General features: G+C 62.3%; 17 protein-coding genes and 1 riboswitch. Of the genes, 8 read left to right on the forward strand and 9 right to left on the reverse strand.

The annotated features are described in order from the left end of the window. Window positions 1-43 precede the first annotated feature (43 nt). A complete protein-coding gene (locus P7C00_RS30120) occupies window positions 44-439 on the reverse strand; it encodes an acyl-CoA thioesterase (RefSeq protein ID WP_060841501.1) in 396 nt (131 codons plus the stop codon). A gap of 199 nt (window positions 440-638) precedes the next feature. Further along, window positions 639-745, forward strand: a riboswitch (S-adenosyl-L-homocysteine riboswitch). Between the two features lie 21 nt (window positions 746-766). Between P7C00_RS30120 and ahcY the strand changes: the two genes are divergently transcribed. The 4 genes from ahcY (at window position 767) to P7C00_RS30140 (ending at window position 6,257) form a co-directional block, all read left to right on the forward strand. Beyond that, window positions 767-2,176: an adenosylhomocysteinase gene (ahcY, locus tag P7C00_RS30125; RefSeq protein ID WP_123726624.1), complete on the forward strand. Its 1,410-nt coding sequence runs from the start codon at window positions 767-769 to the stop codon at window positions 2,174-2,176. Window positions 2,177-2,365: 189 nt separating this feature from the next. Continuing rightward, on the forward strand, window positions 2,366-3,211 hold the full coding sequence (gene metF / locus P7C00_RS30130) for a methylenetetrahydrofolate reductase [NAD(P)H] (protein ID WP_346633208.1): 846 nt from the start codon (window positions 2,366-2,368) through the stop codon (window positions 3,209-3,211). Between the two features lie 120 nt (window positions 3,212-3,331). Further along, on the forward strand, window positions 3,332-4,147 hold the full coding sequence (locus P7C00_RS30135) for a transporter substrate-binding domain-containing protein (RefSeq protein WP_346633209.1): 816 nt from the start codon (window positions 3,332-3,334) through the stop codon (window positions 4,145-4,147). Between the two features lie 223 nt (window positions 4,148-4,370). After that, window positions 4,371-6,257 (forward strand): DEAD/DEAH box helicase, encoded by a 1,887-nt coding sequence (locus tag P7C00_RS30140; protein ID WP_346633210.1) that lies wholly within the window; start codon window positions 4,371-4,373, stop codon window positions 6,255-6,257. 159 nt (window positions 6,258-6,416) lie between these two features. On the opposite strand, the gene P7C00_RS30145 is transcribed toward P7C00_RS30140, so the two are convergent. Together P7C00_RS30145 and P7C00_RS30150 are read right to left on the reverse strand one after the other, a co-directional pair. After that, complete coding sequence (locus P7C00_RS30145) at window positions 6,417-7,013, reverse strand: YceI family protein (RefSeq protein WP_011063976.1); 597 nt, start codon at window positions 7,011-7,013, stop codon at window positions 6,417-6,419. Between the two features lie 32 nt (window positions 7,014-7,045). After that, window positions 7,046-7,597 (reverse strand): cytochrome b, encoded by a 552-nt coding sequence (locus tag P7C00_RS30150; RefSeq protein WP_404937837.1) that lies wholly within the window; start codon window positions 7,595-7,597, stop codon window positions 7,046-7,048. A gap of 298 nt (window positions 7,598-7,895) precedes the next feature. On the opposite strand from P7C00_RS30150, the gene P7C00_RS30155 reads away from it, so the two are divergent. Together P7C00_RS30155 and P7C00_RS30160 are read left to right on the forward strand one after the other, a co-directional pair. Then, window positions 7,896-9,302, forward strand: coding sequence for an adenosylmethionine--8-amino-7-oxononanoate transaminase (locus P7C00_RS30155; RefSeq protein ID WP_346633212.1), 1,407 nt, complete (start codon window positions 7,896-7,898; stop codon window positions 9,300-9,302). 83 nt (window positions 9,303-9,385) lie between these two features. Further along, the gene (locus P7C00_RS30160; protein ID WP_346633213.1) at window positions 9,386-10,105 is read left to right on the forward strand and encodes a 16S rRNA (uracil(1498)-N(3))-methyltransferase; all 720 of its coding nucleotides are present in this window, start codon (window positions 9,386-9,388) and stop codon (window positions 10,103-10,105) included. Window positions 10,106-10,192: 87 nt separating this feature from the next. On the opposite strand, the gene P7C00_RS30165 is transcribed toward P7C00_RS30160, so the two are convergent. Genes P7C00_RS30165 through P7C00_RS30175 form a run of 3 tightly spaced genes read right to left on the reverse strand, consistent with a single transcriptional unit; the run spans window position 10,193 to window position 12,738 of the window. Then, window positions 10,193-11,095, reverse strand: coding sequence for a transporter substrate-binding domain-containing protein (locus tag P7C00_RS30165; protein ID WP_346633214.1), 903 nt, complete (start codon window positions 11,093-11,095; stop codon window positions 10,193-10,195). Between the two features lie 29 nt (window positions 11,096-11,124). Beyond that, window positions 11,125-11,475 carry a RidA family protein gene (locus tag P7C00_RS30170; protein ID WP_015637347.1) on the reverse strand — a complete coding sequence of 117 codons (351 nt, stop codon included), beginning with the start codon at window positions 11,473-11,475 and terminating at the stop codon, window positions 11,125-11,127. 21 nt (window positions 11,476-11,496) lie between these two features. Continuing rightward, on the reverse strand, window positions 11,497-12,738 hold the full coding sequence (locus tag P7C00_RS30175) for a D-amino acid dehydrogenase (RefSeq protein WP_404937838.1): 1,242 nt from the start codon (window positions 12,736-12,738) through the stop codon (window positions 11,497-11,499). A gap of 106 nt (window positions 12,739-12,844) precedes the next feature. Here P7C00_RS30175 and P7C00_RS30180 point away from each other — a divergent pair, with 106 nt between their 5' ends. Beyond that, complete coding sequence (locus P7C00_RS30180) at window positions 12,845-13,750, forward strand: LysR substrate-binding domain-containing protein (RefSeq protein WP_346633216.1); 906 nt, start codon at window positions 12,845-12,847, stop codon at window positions 13,748-13,750. A gap of 91 nt (window positions 13,751-13,841) precedes the next feature. Here the strand turns inward: P7C00_RS30180 and P7C00_RS30185 are convergent, their stop codons facing one another. Next, entirely contained in the window at window positions 13,842-14,459 is a 618-nt protein-coding gene (locus tag P7C00_RS30185; protein ID WP_346633217.1) for a hemolysin III family protein, read from the reverse strand. Between the two features lie 155 nt (window positions 14,460-14,614). On the opposite strand from P7C00_RS30185, the gene P7C00_RS30190 reads away from it, so the two are divergent. After that, window positions 14,615-15,535 carry a LysR substrate-binding domain-containing protein gene (locus P7C00_RS30190; protein WP_346633218.1) on the forward strand — a complete coding sequence of 307 codons (921 nt, stop codon included), beginning with the start codon at window positions 14,615-14,617 and terminating at the stop codon, window positions 15,533-15,535. Between the two features lie 100 nt (window positions 15,536-15,635). Here the strand turns inward: P7C00_RS30190 and madM are convergent, their stop codons facing one another. Both madM and madL read right to left on the reverse strand, forming a co-directional pair. Continuing rightward, a complete protein-coding gene (madM, locus tag P7C00_RS30195) occupies window positions 15,636-16,400 on the reverse strand; it encodes a malonate transporter subunit MadM (RefSeq protein ID WP_123726636.1) in 765 nt (254 codons plus the stop codon). Window position 16,401: 1 nt separating this feature from the next. After that, window positions 16,402-16,818, reverse strand: a complete 417-nt coding sequence (gene madL, locus P7C00_RS30200; protein ID WP_123726637.1) for a malonate transporter subunit MadL — start codon at window positions 16,816-16,818, stop codon at window positions 16,402-16,404. Between the last annotated feature and the right edge of the window lie 13 nt (window positions 16,819-16,831).

Below are 16,831 nucleotides of genomic sequence, written 5' to 3' on the forward strand. Positions count from 1 at the left end.
CCTGCCTGGCGAATGGCATCAAGGCCCTCGCCGGCGAGTGGTTTCAGGCTTCGTCCTTGAACTGGTCCTTGACGTACTTGATCTCGGTGCGGCCATGGGGCGCCGGCAGGCCATCTTCACCGAGGTTGACGAAGACCATCTTCTCTACGGTGAGAATGGATTTGCGGGTGATCTTGTTGCGCACTTCGCAAGTCAGGGTAATAGACGTACGACCGAACTCGGTGGCGGTGATGCCCAGCTCAATGATGTCGCCCTGGCGTGAGGCACTGACGAAGTTGATTTCCGAGATGTACTTGGTAACCACTCGCTGGTTGCCCAGCTGGACAATGGCGTAGATCGCCGCTTCTTCGTCGATCCAGCGCAACAGGCTGCCGCCGAACAGCGTGCCGTTGGGGTTGAGGTCTTCGGGTTTTACCCACTTGCGGGTGTGGAAATTCATATGCACTCCTGACCGTCCTGCCAATTGATGCCCGGCATAATGGCAGACCGGGCAGTCATGCTCTATGCAACATCGACTATGGTCGCGATTAACGATCTTCATCCAGGCAACAGAAACACTTTTGGAAGTCTGGCCCAGGCGGCTATAATCGCCACCGTTTCAAAACGGTCATCTGCACTTGATACCGTTTTCCCGCCACCTGTCCGAGGGGCGCTGCAGCAGGCATGACCTGTCAGGCTCGGATGGGGCGTTGTCGGTACAGGCTTCCCTGTACGGACACTAAACGCACAACGGCGCCCATTCGCACATTACGAATGGAGGCTCTTCATGAGCGCTGTAAACACGCCTGCAGATTTTACCGATTACAAAGTCGCCGACATTTCCCTGGCCGCCTGGGGCCGCCGCGAAACCATCATCGCCGAGTCGGAAATGCCGGCCCTGATGGGTCTGCGCCGCAAGTACCTGACCGAACAGCCGCTCAAGGGCGCGAAAATCCTCGGTTGCATCCACATGACCATTCAGACCGCCGTGCTGATCGAAACCCTGGTTGCCCTGGGTGCCGAAGTTCGCTGGTCGTCCTGCAACATCTTCTCGACTCAGGACCAGGCCGCCGCCTCCATCGCCGCCGCCGGCATCCCTGTGTTCGCCTGGAAAGGTGAGACCGAGCAAGAGTACGAGTGGTGCCTGGAGCAGACCATCCTCAAGGATGGCCAGCCTTGGGACGCCAACATGATCCTCGACGACGGCGGCGACCTGACCCAACTGCTGCACGACAAGTATCCACAGGTGCTGGAGCGCGTTCACGGCGTGACCGAAGAAACCACCACTGGCGTACACCGCCTGCTGGACATGCTGGCCAAGGGTGAGCTGAAGGTTCCTGCGATCAACGTCAACGACTCGGTGACCAAGAGCAAGAACGACAACAAGTACGGCTGCCGTCACAGCCTCAACGACGCCATCAAGCGCGGCACCGACCACCTGCTGTCCGGCAAGCAAGCGCTGGTCATCGGCTACGGTGACGTGGGCAAGGGCTCGGCCCAGTCCCTGCGCCAGGAAGGCATGATCGTCAAGGTTTCGGAAGTCGACCCGATCTGCGCCATGCAAGCCTGCATGGACGGTTTCGAACTGGTTTCGCCGTTCATCGACGGTATCAACCACGGCACCGAAGCCAGCATCGACAAGGCCCTGCTGGGCAAGATCGACCTGATCGTGACCACCACCGGTAACGTCAATGTTTGCGACGCAAACATGCTCAAGGCCCTGAAAAAGCGCGCCGTGGTCTGCAACATCGGCCACTTCGACAACGAAATCGACACCGCTTTCATGCGCAAGCACTGGGCATGGGAAGAAGTGAAGCCACAGGTACACAAGATCCACCGTACCGGCCATGGCGATTTCGACCCACAGAACGACGACTACCTGATCCTGCTGGCCGAAGGCCGCCTGGTAAACCTGGGCAACGCCACCGGTCACCCAAGCCGCATCATGGACGGTTCGTTCGCCAACCAGGTTCTGGCGCAGATCTTCCTGTTCGGCCAGAAGTACGCCGACCTGTCGCCGGCCCAGAAAGCCGAGCGCCTGACCGTTGAAGTACTGCCGAAGAAACTCGACGAAGAAGTGGCCCTGGAAATGGTGCGCGGCTTCGGCGGCGTGGTCACTCAACTGACCAAGCAACAGGCTGACTACATCGGCGTGACCGTTGAAGGTCCGTTCAAGCCAGACGCTTATCGCTACTAAGAGCAGTTGCAAGCGTTGAGCTTCAAGCGGCAAGCCAGGGCCACAAGCCAGGCTTGCCGCACAAAGCCTCAAGCTTTGCCCCTATTTGCTTAAACAGCGTCAGGCAACAGGCTCCAGAATCAGGAGATGAGCGCACCCACGCTTCTCTTGGCGTTTGCAGCTTGTGACTTGTAGCTGGAGGTTGCTTCCATGTCCCAAGATCGTCGCTACAGCTTCGAGTTCTTTCCGACCAAGACCGATGCTGGGCATGAAAAACTGCTCGCCACTGCCCGTCAGCTGGCTGGCTACAACCCCGACTTCTTCTCCTGCACCTACGGTGCCGGCGGCTCGACCCGTGATCGTACGGTCAACACCGTGCTGCAACTGGAGAGCGAAGTAAAAGTCCCTGCCGCTCCGCACCTGTCTTGCGTTGGCGACAGCAAGGACGACCTGCGCGACCTGCTGCAGCAATACCAGGCAGCCGGCATCAAGCGCATCGTAGCCCTGCGCGGCGACCTGCCTTCGGGCATGGGCATGGCCAGCGGCGAGCTGCGCCACGCCAATGATCTGGTGAGCTTCATTCGTGAAGAAACCGGCAGCCACTTCCATATAGAAGTCGCCGCCTACCCGGAGATGCACCCGCAAGCACGCAACTTCGAAGACGATCTCACCCATTTCGTACGCAAGGCCAATGCCGGTGCCGACAGTGCGATCACCCAGTACTTCTTCAATGCCGACAGCTACTTCTACTTCGTCGAGCGCGTGCAGAAGATGGGTGTGAACATCCCGATCGTGCCGGGCATCATGCCGATCACCAACTACAGCAAGCTGGCGCGCTTCTCCGACGCCTGCGGCGCCGAGATCCCTCGCTGGATCCGCAAGCAGCTGGAGGCCTACGGTGACGACAGCGCCAGCATCCAGGCTTTTGGCGAGCAGGTCATCAGCGAGATGTGCGAGCGCCTGCTGCAGGGCGGCGCCCCAGGACTGCACTTCTACACCCTGAACCAGGCCGACCCGAGCCTGGCAATCTGGAACAACCTGAAGCTGCCGCGCTGATCGGCAACGCTTCACCAGGCCCCGGCGCAAACCGGGGCCTTTTTATTTGCCTCAGCCTTGATCTAGAGCGGCTGGAACTGCCCCTAGCAATTGCACGTTCTCTCGTCGTAATCTCCAGCAATGTCCGTCATTGCCCAGCTGCTGACAGCCCTCCTCTGCACTTGCCTGAGCCTCGCCGCCCATGGCGAGAAGCTGCGCGTTGTCACCGAACCCTGGGCACCTTATGTCTATGAGGAAAACGGCAAGGCCCGGGGGCTGGACTACGAAACCACGGCCATTGTCTTTCAGCGCCTGGGGATAGAAGTGGAGTGGCAGTTCCTGCCGTGGAAACGCTGCCTGGCCATGCTGGAAACCGGCCAGGCCGACGGAGCCCTGGATATCTTTCATAGCGACCAGCGCGACAGCACCCTGCTCTACCCCAGCGAGCCTCTCTCGGACGTGGAATTCGTGATGTTCTACGCCAAGCAGCGTCCCCATCCGTTCAAGCACCTGGATGAACTCAAGGGGCTGACCATCGGTACCTCTCCCGGCTATCTGTATAGCGATGACTTCAGCAACTCGACCCTGTTCAACCGCGAGCCGGCACCGACCCATGAAGCCAACTTCGGCAAGCTGCTACTGGGGCGGATCGACCTGCTGATTACCGATAAGCGAGTGGGTCAGCATCTGCTGGACAGCCTGGGCATTCGCGATCAGGTCAGCCAGAACCCCGCGGTCATCAGCCGCCAAAGCCAGTACCTGGCGGTACGCCGCAACGCCGGGATGGACCTATTGGTGCAACGCTTCGGCGCCGAACTCAAGCGCTTCAAGCGCGAACCGGCTTACGCCGAGTTGAGCGCCAAGTACGGAGCGGAACCTGTGCTGCCCCCTGTCAGGTCCTCCTCCACCCGGGAGTCAGAAAAAACCGTTGAGCAGCAGGAAAGCAGCGCACACTGATTGCTCTGTTATACTCCGGCCTCCCGCCAGGCTTACGCCCGGACGCTGGACCCTGTTCAAGGCATCTCCACCCCGCTACGGCGCAGCCAACCGGCCCGCGCGAGCCTGCGATGGATGAGTCTTCAGGCCAGCAGGACCGGACGGGATTGCGTCCTCTTAAACGCGATTCACGCTCGGCAAGATTATCCCTTTGGGCCAAGCCCTCACTAAAACAGGATTACTCATGTCCTTTGCTTCCCTCGGTCTCTCCGAGGCTTTAGTCGGTGCCATTGAAGCCGCCGGCTACACCCAGCCTACTCCGGTGCAACAGCGGGCCATTCCCGCCGTGTTGCAAGGTCGCGATCTGATGGTCGCGGCACAGACAGGTACTGGTAAAACCGGCGGTTTCGCCCTTCCGATCCTGGAGCGGTTGTTTCCCAACGGTCACCCGGACAAATCCCAGCGTCACGGCCCGCGCCAACCGCGCGTACTGGTCCTGACCCCGACTCGCGAACTGGCCGCGCAAGTGCATGACAGCTTCAAGCTGTACGCCCGCGACCTTAAGTTCGTCAGCGCCTGCATCTTCGGCGGCGTCGGCATGAACCCGCAGGTCCAGGCCATGGCCCGTGGCGTCGATGTGCTGGTGGCATGCCCCGGCCGTCTGCTGGACCTGGCCGGCCAAGGCAGCGTCGATCTGTCCCACGTGGAAATCCTCGTGCTCGACGAAGCCGACCGCATGCTCGACATGGGCTTCGTCCATGACGTCAAGAAGGTCCTCGCCCGCCTGCCTGCCAAGCGTCAGAACCTGCTGTTCTCCGCGACCTTCTCCAAGGACATCACGGACCTGGCCGGCAAGCTGCTGCACAACCCCGAGCGCATCGAAGTCACCCCGCCGAACACCACGGTGGAGCGTATCGAGCAGCGGGTGTTCCGCCTGCCTGCCAGCCACAAGCGCTCGCTGCTGGCGCACCTGATCACCGCCGGTGCCTGGGAACAGGTGCTGGTGTTTACCCGTACCAAGCACGGCGCCAACCGCTTGGCCGAGTACCTGGACAAGCACGGCCTGAGCGCTGTGGCGATCCACGGTAACAAGAGCCAGAACGCCCGTACCAAGGCCCTGGCCGATTTCAAGGCCGGCGACGTACGCATCCTGGTCGCCACCGATATCGCCGCCCGCGGCCTGGATATCGACCAACTGCCCCACGTGGTCAACTTCGAACTGCCTAACGTCGACGAAGACTACGTGCACCGTATCGGTCGTACCGGCCGCGCCGGCCGCTCGGGGGAGGCCATCTCCCTGGTAGCCCCTGACGAAGAAAAACTGCTGAAAAGCATCGAGCGCATGACCAAGCAGAAGATCGCCGACGGCGACCTGATGGGCTTCGATGCCAGCGCTGTGGAAGCCGAGAAGCCGGAAGTGCGCGAGCGTCCGGATGTGCGCAACCCGCGCAACTCCCGCGGCCCTCGTGGCGATGGCCCGAACGGTGGCGGTGGCGGCGGTGGTCGCAAGGACAAGGGCAAGGACAAGGGCGGCAAAGACAAGCCGGCCCGTGGCGAGCGCCCAGCCCGCGAGCAGAAACCTCGTGAAGGCACTCCGGCCCGCGAACAGCGCCAGCCGACTCCACGTGCCGACCGGGCACCGGATGAGTTCCTCGACGACGACGTGGATAACTTCGGTAACCGCGCTGACTACGTCAGCCCGTACCAGAACAAGAACAACCAGGGCCGTGGTCGCCGTCCAGGGGCTCCGGCCCAGGGCGCAGGCGCCGGTGCCGGCAATCCGCCACGCGGCGGTGCTGGTGGTGGCGCTGGTGGTGGCCAGGGTCGTTCCGGCAACCCACGCAACAGCAACGGCAGCACCACTGGCACCGCGCCGGCCAAGCGCAGCGGCGGCCCACGCAACGGCGCCCCTCGTGACAGCCAGGGCCGTCGCGACGAATCGCGCAATCGTCGCCCGAACCGTGACGAACAGCCACGCCAGGAACCGGCAGTGCAGAATCCTCGGGGCAATCAGCCGAAGATCATGCACAAGGAGTCTAAGGCCGATCGCTTCCCGACGCCTGAGCAACTGGACCAGTTGCCAAGCCGCCCACGGGGCGAGAAGCCGGCACTGCTGACCCGCAATCGCTGAGTCCGCAGGTTGAAATGAAAAACGCCCCGGGTCGCAAGACCCGGGGCGTTTTTCGTAGGGGCCAGCTTGCCGGCGAACACTCGCTAACGCTCAGCGCCGCCTTCGCCAGCAAAGCAAAACGCCGACACAAGGTCGGCGTTTCGTGACTACCAGCGAGATTTACTTCGCTTTCACACCTTCGAAGCTGATGTACAGGTCGACGTTGTTGGACGCCGGGCCCAGGTCCATCATCTTGCCGAAATCCTGGCGATTGATGCTGGTGGTGCCTTCGAAGCCGGCACGGTAGCCGCCCCATGGGTCCTTGCCTTCACCCAGGAAGGTGGCCTTGACCACGACCGGCTTGGTCACGCCGTGCAGAGTCAGGTCGCCAGCCACGTCAGCGGTCAGCTTGCCGTCGGCATTCTTGCCGGTAGGCTTGACGCTGGTGGAGACAAACTTGGCATCGGCAAACTTGCCAGCGTCGAGGAAGTCCTTGCTGGTGATGTGCTTGTCACGTTCGGCGTGGTTGGTGAACACGCTGGCGGTGCGCACGTTGACTTCAATCTTGGCGTCTTCAGGCTTGGCCGCGTCGAAGCTGAACTTGCCGTCCAGGTCCTTGAAGGTACCGGTGATGAAGCTGTAGCCCAGGTGGCTGATCTTGAAGTCGACGAAGGCGTGCTGGCCTTCCTTGTCGATCACGTAGTCCGCTGCCATTACTTGACCGGCCGCCAATACAGCAGATCCGATTGCCAGAGCGGCGAGAGTCTTTTTCAACATGCTTTCTATTCCTTTTGAGTCAAGGTTGAACATCAGGCTTTGCGACCCAGCATTCGGGTGAGGGTCGCATCACGATCGATAAAGTGGTGCTTCAAGGCAGCCAGGCCATGGATACCGGCAAAGATCACCAGCGCCCAGGCCAGGTACAAATGCACCACACCTGCTACATCTGCCTGGTCCGGCAGTCCGGAAACCAGGGCAGGAACTTCAAACAAGCCAAACACCGGGATACCGACGCCGTCTGCGGTGGAGATCAGGTAACCGGCCATCATGACCGCGAACAGGCCAAGGTACAGGAACCCATGTCCCAACTTGGCCCCCAGGCGGGTCAGACGTCCATGATTGGCCGGTGCCGGTGGTGGTGGGCTGATAAAACGCCACAACACCCGCAGCAGCATGATCGCAAACAGCGTCAGGCCAATACTCTTGTGCAGGTCCGGGGCGTCCTTGCGCCAGGTGCTGTAGTAGTCGAGACCGACCATCCACAGGCCCAGAGCGAACAATCCGAAGACTGCCAGTGCCACCCCCCAGTGCAGAACAATGCTTACCCAGCCGTAGCGCGAAGAAGAATTACGTAACTGCATCTAGTTGCATCCTGTAAGAAACGCTGACCAAGACTAGCGATTTACCTATCGAATTAAAGCGGAAATTTTTGCTTTGAAATATCGAGAAATACGATCGATAGTCTGGACTGGGCTCGTTAAGAAAAGATTAAGGGGATTTTCAGAAGAATCAGGGATAACCAAGGGCGGGTGCCCTGGCAGCTCTCAGACACGTCTTTGCGTACAGAGTGCGGCTGTCTGACCGCCGCACCACACAATAGGTTGTCCCGCGGCCATGCATTGCATAGGCTTGCCCGATTCCGCCTCCAGGAGACTCTACATGGGCCTGAATAATCAGTGGATGCAACGCGATCTCGCGGTGCTGTGGCATCCCTGCACCCAGATGAAAGACCACGAACAACTGCCTTTGATCCCCATCAAGCGCGGTGAAGGCGTCTGGCTGGAAGACTTCGAAGGCAAACGTTACCTGGACGCGGTCAGCTCCTGGTGGGTCAATGTGTTTGGCCACGCCAATCCGCGCATCAACCAACGCATCAAGGATCAGGTGGACCAGCTGGAGCACGTGATCCTCGCCGGTTTCAGCCACCAGCCGGTGATCGAGCTGTCCGAGCGCCTGGTGAAGATCACCCCCGAAGGCCTGACCCGCTGCTTCTACGCCGACAACGGTTCGTCGTGCATCGAAGTGGCGATGAAAATGAGCTTCCACTACTGGCTCAACCGCGGTCAGCCGGCCAAGAAGCGCTTCGTCACCCTGAGCAACAGCTACCACGGCGAGACCATCGCCGCCATGTCGGTGGGCGACGTACCGCTGTTCACCGAGACCTACAAGGCCCTGCTGCTGGACACCCTCAAGGTGCCCAGCCCGGACTGCTACCTGCGTCCCGAAGGCATGAGCTGGGAAGAGCATTCGCGAAACATGTTCGCCGCCATGGAACAGACCCTGGCCGAACACCACGACACGGTAGCCGCGGTCATCGTCGAGCCATTGATCCAGGGCGCCGGCGGCATGCGCATGTACCACCCGGTGTACCTCAAGCTGTTGCGCGAAGCCTGCGACCGCTACGGCGTGCACCTGATCCATGATGAGATCGCTGTGGGCTTCGGCCGTACCGGGAGCATGTTCGCCTGCGAACAGGCCGGCATCCGTCCGGATTTCCTGTGCCTGTCCAAGGCCCTGACCGGTGGCTACCTGCCCCTGGCCGCATGCATGACCACCGACGAGGTCTACAGCGCCTTCTACGATGACTATCCAACCCTGCGCGCCTTCCTCCACTCCCACAGCTACACCGGCAACCCGCTGGCCTGTGCGGCGGCGCTGGCGACCCTGGACATCTTCGAACAGGACAACGTCATCGAGAACAACCGGGCCCTGTCCCAGCGCATGGCCAGCGCCACAGCGCATCTGGTGGATCACCCCCACGTGGCCGAAGTGCGCCAGACCGGCATGGTCCTGGCCATCGAGATGGTCCAGGACAAGGCCAGCAAGAGCGCCTACCCGTGGCAGGAACGTCGCGGCTTGAAGGTTTTCCAGCACGCTCTGGAACGCGGCGCCCTGTTGCGCCCCCTGGGCAACGTGGTGTATTTCCTGCCGCCCTACGTGATCACCCCGGAGCAGATCGACTTCCTCGCCGAAGTCGCCAGCGAAGGCATCGACATCGCCACCCGCGACACCGTCAGCGTGGCCGTGCCCAAGGACTTCCACCCGGGCTTTCGCGATCCGGGCTAGAGCGGTTCATTGACTGTGGCGAGGGAGCAAGCTCCCTCGCCATAGAATGCTGTTTACCGATTCACATTCAACAGAGAAACCAGATGAGATTGTCCCGCTTCTTTATCGATGCCCCCTTGAGCCTCGGCGAACACGAACTGCCGGAAGCCCAGGCCCATTACATCGGACGCGTGCTGCGCATGGCCGAAGGTGATGCGCTACAGGTGTTCGACGGCTCGGGCATGGAGTTTCGCGGCACGCTGGTGGAAGTGGGCAAGAAGCGGGTACGGGTCCAGCTGGATGAAAGCTTTGCCGGCCAGGACGAATCACCACTGCAGATTCACCTGGGCCAGGGCCTGTCCCGGGGCGAGCGCATGGACTGGGCGATCCAGAAAGCCACCGAGCTTGGGGTCAGTGAAATCACCCCGATCTTCAGTGAGCGTTGTGAAGTACGGCTCAAGGACGAACGCGCAGACAAACGCCTGCTGCATTGGCGCCAGGTGGCCATCAGCGCCTGTGAGCAATGCGGTCGTTCCCGCGTTCCGCTGATTCATCCACCGGTATTGCTGGCGGACTGGGTCAAGCAGACTCAGGCGGACCTGAAACTGGTCCTGCATCCGGTGGCCCAACCCCTGGAAAGCCATGCCAAACCGCAGACCCTGGCCTTCCTGATTGGTCCGGAAGGCGGCCTGTCCGATGCCGAAGTGGAGCAGGCCCACGGCGCAGGCTTCCTGCCCGCCCGCCTTGGCCCTCGCGTGCTGCGCACCGAAACCGCCCCCGTGGTCGCCCTGGCCGTGGCCCAGCAACTGTGGGGCGATTTCTGAGCCCAGCAAGGCCGGTTTGGGTAGGAGCTGGCTTGCCAGCGAAGGCGCCCATCAGTCCTGTACACGTCTCAAAGTCACCTTCGCCGGTTATTGCACCGGGTCACTGGTGGGCTGGGCAATGATCGCCTTCAGCTCGGCAGTCATGGGGAACTCCAGATTCAGGCCCTTGGGCGGAATCGGCTGCTGGAACCAGCGCTGATAGATGCCGTTGATCTCTCCACTGCGATACAGATCCGCCAGGACGCCGTTGACCAGGGCCAGGAACTGCGGGTCATCCTTGCGCACCATGCAGCTGTAGATCTCCCGCGACTGCTCCTCCCCCACCACGACCCAGTTGTGTGGGTCCCGCGCCTTGGCCCGCTCGCCGTAAAGCAGCGCATCATCCATATAGAACGCCGCCGCACGCCCCGACTGCAGCATCTGGAACGCCTCGCCGTGGTCCTTGGCGCTGATCACGAACATGTCGATCTTGTGCTCGACGTTGTAACTCTTGAGAAAACGCTCGTTGGTGGTTCCCGCCGTAGTCACCACGTTCTTGCCCCGCAGGTCGGCGAAGCTTTTGATTCCGCTGTCCTTGGCCGTCAGCAACTGACCTTTGACGTAGATGAAGCCATAGGAAAACGCCACCTGCTTCTGCCGCTCGGCCGTCACGCCGGTGGAACCGCACTCCAGGTCCACGGTGCCGTTCTGCACCAGGGGAATGCGCGTCTGGGAGGTCACCAGGTTGTACTTCACTGCGAGTTTGGGCAGGTGCAACTGTTGCTGGATGCGCTCCACCACCTTGCCCGCCAGTTCCACCGAATACCCCATGGGCTGGCCACTGTTGTCGCCGACATAGGAGAACGGCACCGATGCATCGCGATAACCCAAGGTAATGGTGGAGCTATTGGCGATCTTGGCCAGGGTGCCGTCCAGGGGCACTTCGCTGGCGTGGGAAATGGCGCTGAACAACAGTCCCAGGGTGCAGCCGAGCAACGTGATCTTATGCATTGTTATTCTCCGTTGTGGGTAGAAGTGATTCAGCGGCGAACAGCGATGACGCTGATTTCGATGAGGATCTCCGGACGTGCCAGGGCCGCCTGCAAGGTAGTGCGAGCCGGTGCCTGGCCCGGAGACAGCCAGGCCGACCAGACCACGTTCATGGCCGCGAAGTCCGCCTGGATGTCCTTGAGGTAGAGCGTTGCGCTGAGCAGATGATCCTTGTCGCTGCCGGCTTCGACCAGCAAGGCGTCGATCTTCTCCAGGACCTCCCGGGTCTGACCGCCGATGTCGCTGCTAGAGCCCGGCACCTGGCCGGAAAGGAACACCAGTTCGGCAAAGGTGACGGCGCCGCTGAGGCGATTGTTGCTGTGGATACGCTGGATACTCATCTGAAGACTCCTGTTGAACATTCAGGCGACGCGGGGTGCCAGGCCCTGCATGTCGATGCTGGTGGAACGCTGGCCGATCAGTTCGCCAAGCAGCTGGCCACTGCCGCAGGCCAGGGTAAATCCCAGCGCGCCGTGGCCAAGGTTGAGCCACAGATTGCGATAGGCGGTGGCTCCGATCAGCGGCACGCCGCTGGGAGTGGCGGGACGCATACCGGCCCATTCGATGGCTGCCGCATAATCACCGGCGGCGGCGAAGGTCTGCTCGGCCTGACGCCGCATCAAGGCCAGCCGAGCCGGGTCCGGGGACGGGTCGAAGCCGACGATGTCGACCATGGCCGCCACCCGCAATTGCTGGCCGATCCTGGCGTAGACGATCTTGCGGTTGTAGTCGGTGATGCTGATATCCGGCGCCCGGTGCTGCGGGCCGATGGGCACGCTGAGGCTGTAGCCCTTGAGCGGATACAGCGGCAGCTTGAGCCCGGGCAGGCGCAGCTCGGCGCTGCGGTGACCGGCCGCCAGCACCAAGTGCTCCACAGGTAAGTGCCGGTCGCCCAGATCGATGGCCTGAACCCGGTCGCCCTGGTGATGAATGGCCCGGACTCGCTGGCCCAGGAGCATCTCGCAACGCCCGGAAGCCCGCAGCCGCGCCGCCAGTTGCTGGCAGAACGCGTGACAGTCGGCCACTTCCTCGTCGGGGGTGTAGATGCCGCCCACAAAAGACCTGTCGCCCAACGTCGGCTCCAGCGCGGAACATTCGGCGGCGGACAACACCTGCTGCTGGCGGCTGTCCGCCAGGTTGTGCCGAGCATGCTCGAAGCTGCCGGGCTCACGAAAGGTCACCAGCTTGCCGTTGCGCCGCCAGTCGAAGCCCTGCAGGCCATCCTCTTCGCGCCAGCGTTGCAGGGTGCTCTGACTGAGCAATGCCAAACGCAGCAGGTGGGCGCCATTGCGCTGGTTCACCGAGTGCCGGCAGGCACCGAGAAACCCCGCCAACCAACGCCATTGCGCCGGGTCCAGGCGCGGGCGCAGCTTGAGCGGCGAGTCGCCCTTGAGCATCCAGCCCAGGGCCTGCCAAGGCACACCGGCATCAGCCAGGGGCGCGACATAGCGATAGGACAACTGTCCGCCATTGGCGAAGCTGGTCTGGCTGCCGAGGGCGTCCTGGGCTTCCACCAGCGTCACTTCCAGGCCCTGACGAACCAGGGCATAGGCGCTGGCCAGGCCAATGACTCCACCGCCGATGATGCAAACCCGCTGACTCATGACCGTCCCCGACCGCTTGTTGAGTGACGCAAGGTTAGGGGCAGGTGACAGGCGCCGAACAATGAATAAAGATGGACCTCCCATAAACAAAGGTTATGGACTGCCCATGCGACTGCGTCACATCGAAATCTTCCAGGCCATTCGCCAGACCGGCTCCATCAGCGGCGCCGCGCAGCTGCTGCACGTCTCCCAGCCGGCAGTGAGCAAGGTCCTGCAGCACGCCGAACTGCAACTGGGTTTTCCGTTGTTCCTACGGGTACGAGGCAAGTTGCAGCCCACGCCCGAAGCCCTGGAGCTGGAGCGGGAAGTGGACAAGGTCAGCGAAAGCCTGCAAGGGGTACGGCGGCTGGCGCAGAACCTGCGCCGGACACCGGGCCTGAGCCTGCGCATCGGCGCCACCCCGGCCCTGGCCCTGGCGCTGCTGCCACCGGCCATCAGCGAATGGACCCGCCGCTACCCGGACAGCCTGTGCGAACTGTCCAGTGCCCATAGTCGCGAACTGGTGCAGAACCTGCTGATGCGGGAAATCGATGTGGCCCTGACCCTGCAGCGGCCGGATCACCCCGGCTTGAACGGGCAGGCCCTGGCCCAGGGCGTACTGGTGGCCCTGGCACCGCTGGACTACTGGCCTGAGCCAACCCGGGGCCAGCCACTGGCCCTGATGGAATTGGCGGATGCACCGCTGATTGGCCTGAGCAGCACCGATCCGCTGTCGGCCCGGCTCGACAGCTACCTCAAGACCGTGGAACCGCCGCCTCGGGTGAGCATTGCCGTACAGACCTACTCCCTGGCCCGGGCCATGGTGGAGTCCGGTGCCGGGCTGGCCTTGATCGACCCCTTCACCGCCCTGGGCGCTTCACCGGCCAGCACCGCCATCCGTCCCCTGAGCCCGCCCCTGCCCATCACCCTGTACGCCGTGACCCGCGCCGCCGAACCGCCGCCCCACACCCTGGCCAGCCTGCTGGAGATTTTCTCCCGCCAGGCCCAAGCCCAACTCGACCGCCCTTTGTAGGAGCTGGCTTGCCAGCGAAAGCGCCCACAAGCCCGGCGCAAATCCCGAAGGCCCCTTCGCCGGCAAGCCGGCTCCTACAACCGCCCGGCTCCTACAGGACGTAGAACAGGATGGCGATGAAGTGCAGCAGGCTGCCGGCGATCACAAACAGGTGCCAGATCCCGTGGGCATGGCGCAGTCGGCTATCCAGGGCAAAGAAGATGATGCCCACGGTGTACAGCACCCCACCCGAGGCCAGCCAGGCAAAACCGGCGAGGCCCAAAGCCGCCAGCAGCGGCTTGACCGCCACCAGCACGATCCAGCCCATGACCGCGTAGATCACGATGGACAGAATCCGCGCCTCGGAACGCGGCTTGATCTCCTGGAGGATGCCGATCAGCGCCAGCCCCCAGACAATCCCGAACAGGGTCCAGCCCCAGACCCCTCTCAGGGTCACCAGACAGAACGGCGTGTAACTGCCGGCAATCAGCAGGTAGATGGAAAAGTGATCGACCTTCTGCATGATGCCTTTGGCCCGCCCACGCACGCTGTGGTAGACCGTGGACACGCTGTAGAGCACCAGCAAGGTGAAGGAATAGATCGCCACACCGACGATCTTCCACGGGTCGCCATCGAGACTGGCCATCACCACCAGCCAGATCCCGCCGACGAATGCGGCGATCGCTCCCAGCAAGTGGGTCCAGGCGTTGAATCTTTCTCCGTGATACATCTGTCGCTCACCCTTGAAACATTGAAAAAACACGCAAGGCTCAGGCCTGCAGCTTGAAAGCGCAATATGTCTATTGGGGCGCGGCCAATAAAAAACCAGCGGCCACGCCCTGACTCATCGGGCATCATCAGCCCCTCATCATCAGAGTCCGGACCATGCTCATCGACGAAGAGTTGACCCTGAAAAAGCTCGAAGTGTTTCTGGCCTTCATGCGCACCGGCAATCTGGCCCGCGCCGCCGCCGAGTTGCAGACCAGCAATGTCAGCGTGCACCGGGCCATCCACTCCCTGGAAAGCGCTCTGCGCTGCCCGCTGTTCAAGCACGAGGGGCGCAATCTGACGCCGCTGGAAAGCGCCTTCGTACTGGAAGAGCGGGCCCAGAAACTGGTCCAGGACGTGGTCGAGAGCGTGCGCCTGACCCGTGAAGCAGCGGGCTTCTCGGCAGAACGTTTCAAGCTCGGCGCGCTTTACTCGTTGACGGTGAAAACCGTGCCGCAGTTGATCATGGGCCTGAAGCTGCGCCGCAGCGAACTGAACATCGACCTGATCCTGGGCTCCAACATCGACCTGCTGTACAAGCTCAAGAACATGGAAGTGGACGCCATCCTGATTTCCCTGGACGACAGCGTCAACGACCCGGACTGCGAACAACTGCCACTGTTTTCCGACGATATTTTCCTTGCCACCCCCGCCGATTCGCCCTTCGCCCAGCAGCACGAAGTGGACCTGGCGGACGTACGGGATGCCACCTTCATCACTCTGACTCAGGGCTTTGCCACCCATCAGGACGGGGTGCGGGTGTTCAAGCAGGCGGGGTTCGAACCCAAGGTAGCGATGCAGGTCAACGACATCTTCACCTTGCTGAGCATGGTCAGCTCAGGGGTGGGTTACGCCTTGCTGCCGGGGAGGATCGCGGCCGTCTACGAGAACCGCGTGAAACTGATACCGCTGCAGGCGCGCTACCGCCTGCAGCAACATATCGGCGTGGTGTTTCTCAAGGCCAAGGAACGCGACCCGAACCTGCTGGCACTGCTGGCCGAATGCCGGATGTACGCCAACCGCCAAGCCCCGTCCTGACACCGCGCGCCCGTAGGAGCTGGCTTGCCAGCGAAGGCGTCCGCAAGAGCGGCGCACGTCTCAGGGGCCTGTTCGCCGGCAAGCCGGCTCCTACAGGGGGTTATCCCACCAGGCCGCGGACGATGAAGAACAGCAGCGACGGCCCCAGCAGGCAACCCAGGCCGGTGTGGAAGGTTGCCGTCAAGGCGCCGTAAGGCACCAGCCGCCGGTCGGTTGCCGCAAGCCCCGCTGTCACCCCGCTGACCGTGCCGGCCAGACCGCCAAAGACCATCGCCGAACGTGGATTGTCCAGGCCCATCCAGCGCGCCGCCATCGGCGTGCCCACCATCACCAGGATGGCCTTGATCAGGCCCGTGGCAATCGACAAAGCCACCACATCGGAGCTGGCACCAATGGCCGCGCCAGTCACCGGGCCGACGATGTAGGTCACGGCCCCCGCGCCGATGGTGGTCATGCTCACCGCATCACGGTAACCGAAAGCCCAGGCAATGCTCGCACCGACAATGAACGGCAGCACCGTGCCCAGGAGCAGCGCCACTGCACCGATCATCCCAGCCTTGCGAGCCTCGGTGGCCTGCACCTCAAAGGCCGTGGCGACGATGGCAAAGTCCCGCAGCATAGCCCCGCCCATCAGGCCGATACCGGAGAACAATGCCAGATCCGCCAGGCCCTTCTGTCCACCGGTCACGGTGCCGCCGACCCAGGCCAGCACCAGGCCGATGACAATGGCGATCGCCGAGCCGTGAATGCGGCCGAATGTCAGGCGCTTGGACAGCAGCACCGAGATCCACATGATCACCCCGACGAAAGCGAAGGCCGTGACCAGACCATTGTGTTCCAGGCCTTTCTCGATCAGATCCCACATGTCAGCGCCCCCCTGCCGGAGCGGCGTCAGCGCCCGGCTCCAACGGCTCGGCCGGCAATGGCTCGCCTTTGTGGGTCCGGCTGATCAAGGCAATGGTGCAACCGCAGAGCACCACCGAACCTATGGCGGCCAACACGGCGACGGGCCCGCCGTGCAACGCGGTGACCACGTTCTGCTGGGCGGCCATGGCCACCACCACCGGGATGTACATGGCACCCCAGAAGCCGACGCCCATCTCACAATCCTTGGTCATGCCGCCGCGCTTTTGCATCCACAGGCGCGCGCAGATCAGCAGGATCATGGCGATACCGACCCCACCGACGTTGGACTTCACTCCCAGCAACACGCCGAGCATGTCACCGATAATCACGCCCGCCAGCGTACAGATCGCCAGCAAGGCCACACCGTAGATAATCATTGTTGTTGTCCTC

Source organism: Pseudomonas sp. JDS08PS003 (assembly GCF_045013505.1).
Taxonomy (GTDB): domain Bacteria; phylum Pseudomonadota; class Gammaproteobacteria; order Pseudomonadales; family Pseudomonadaceae; genus Aquipseudomonas; species Aquipseudomonas protegens_B.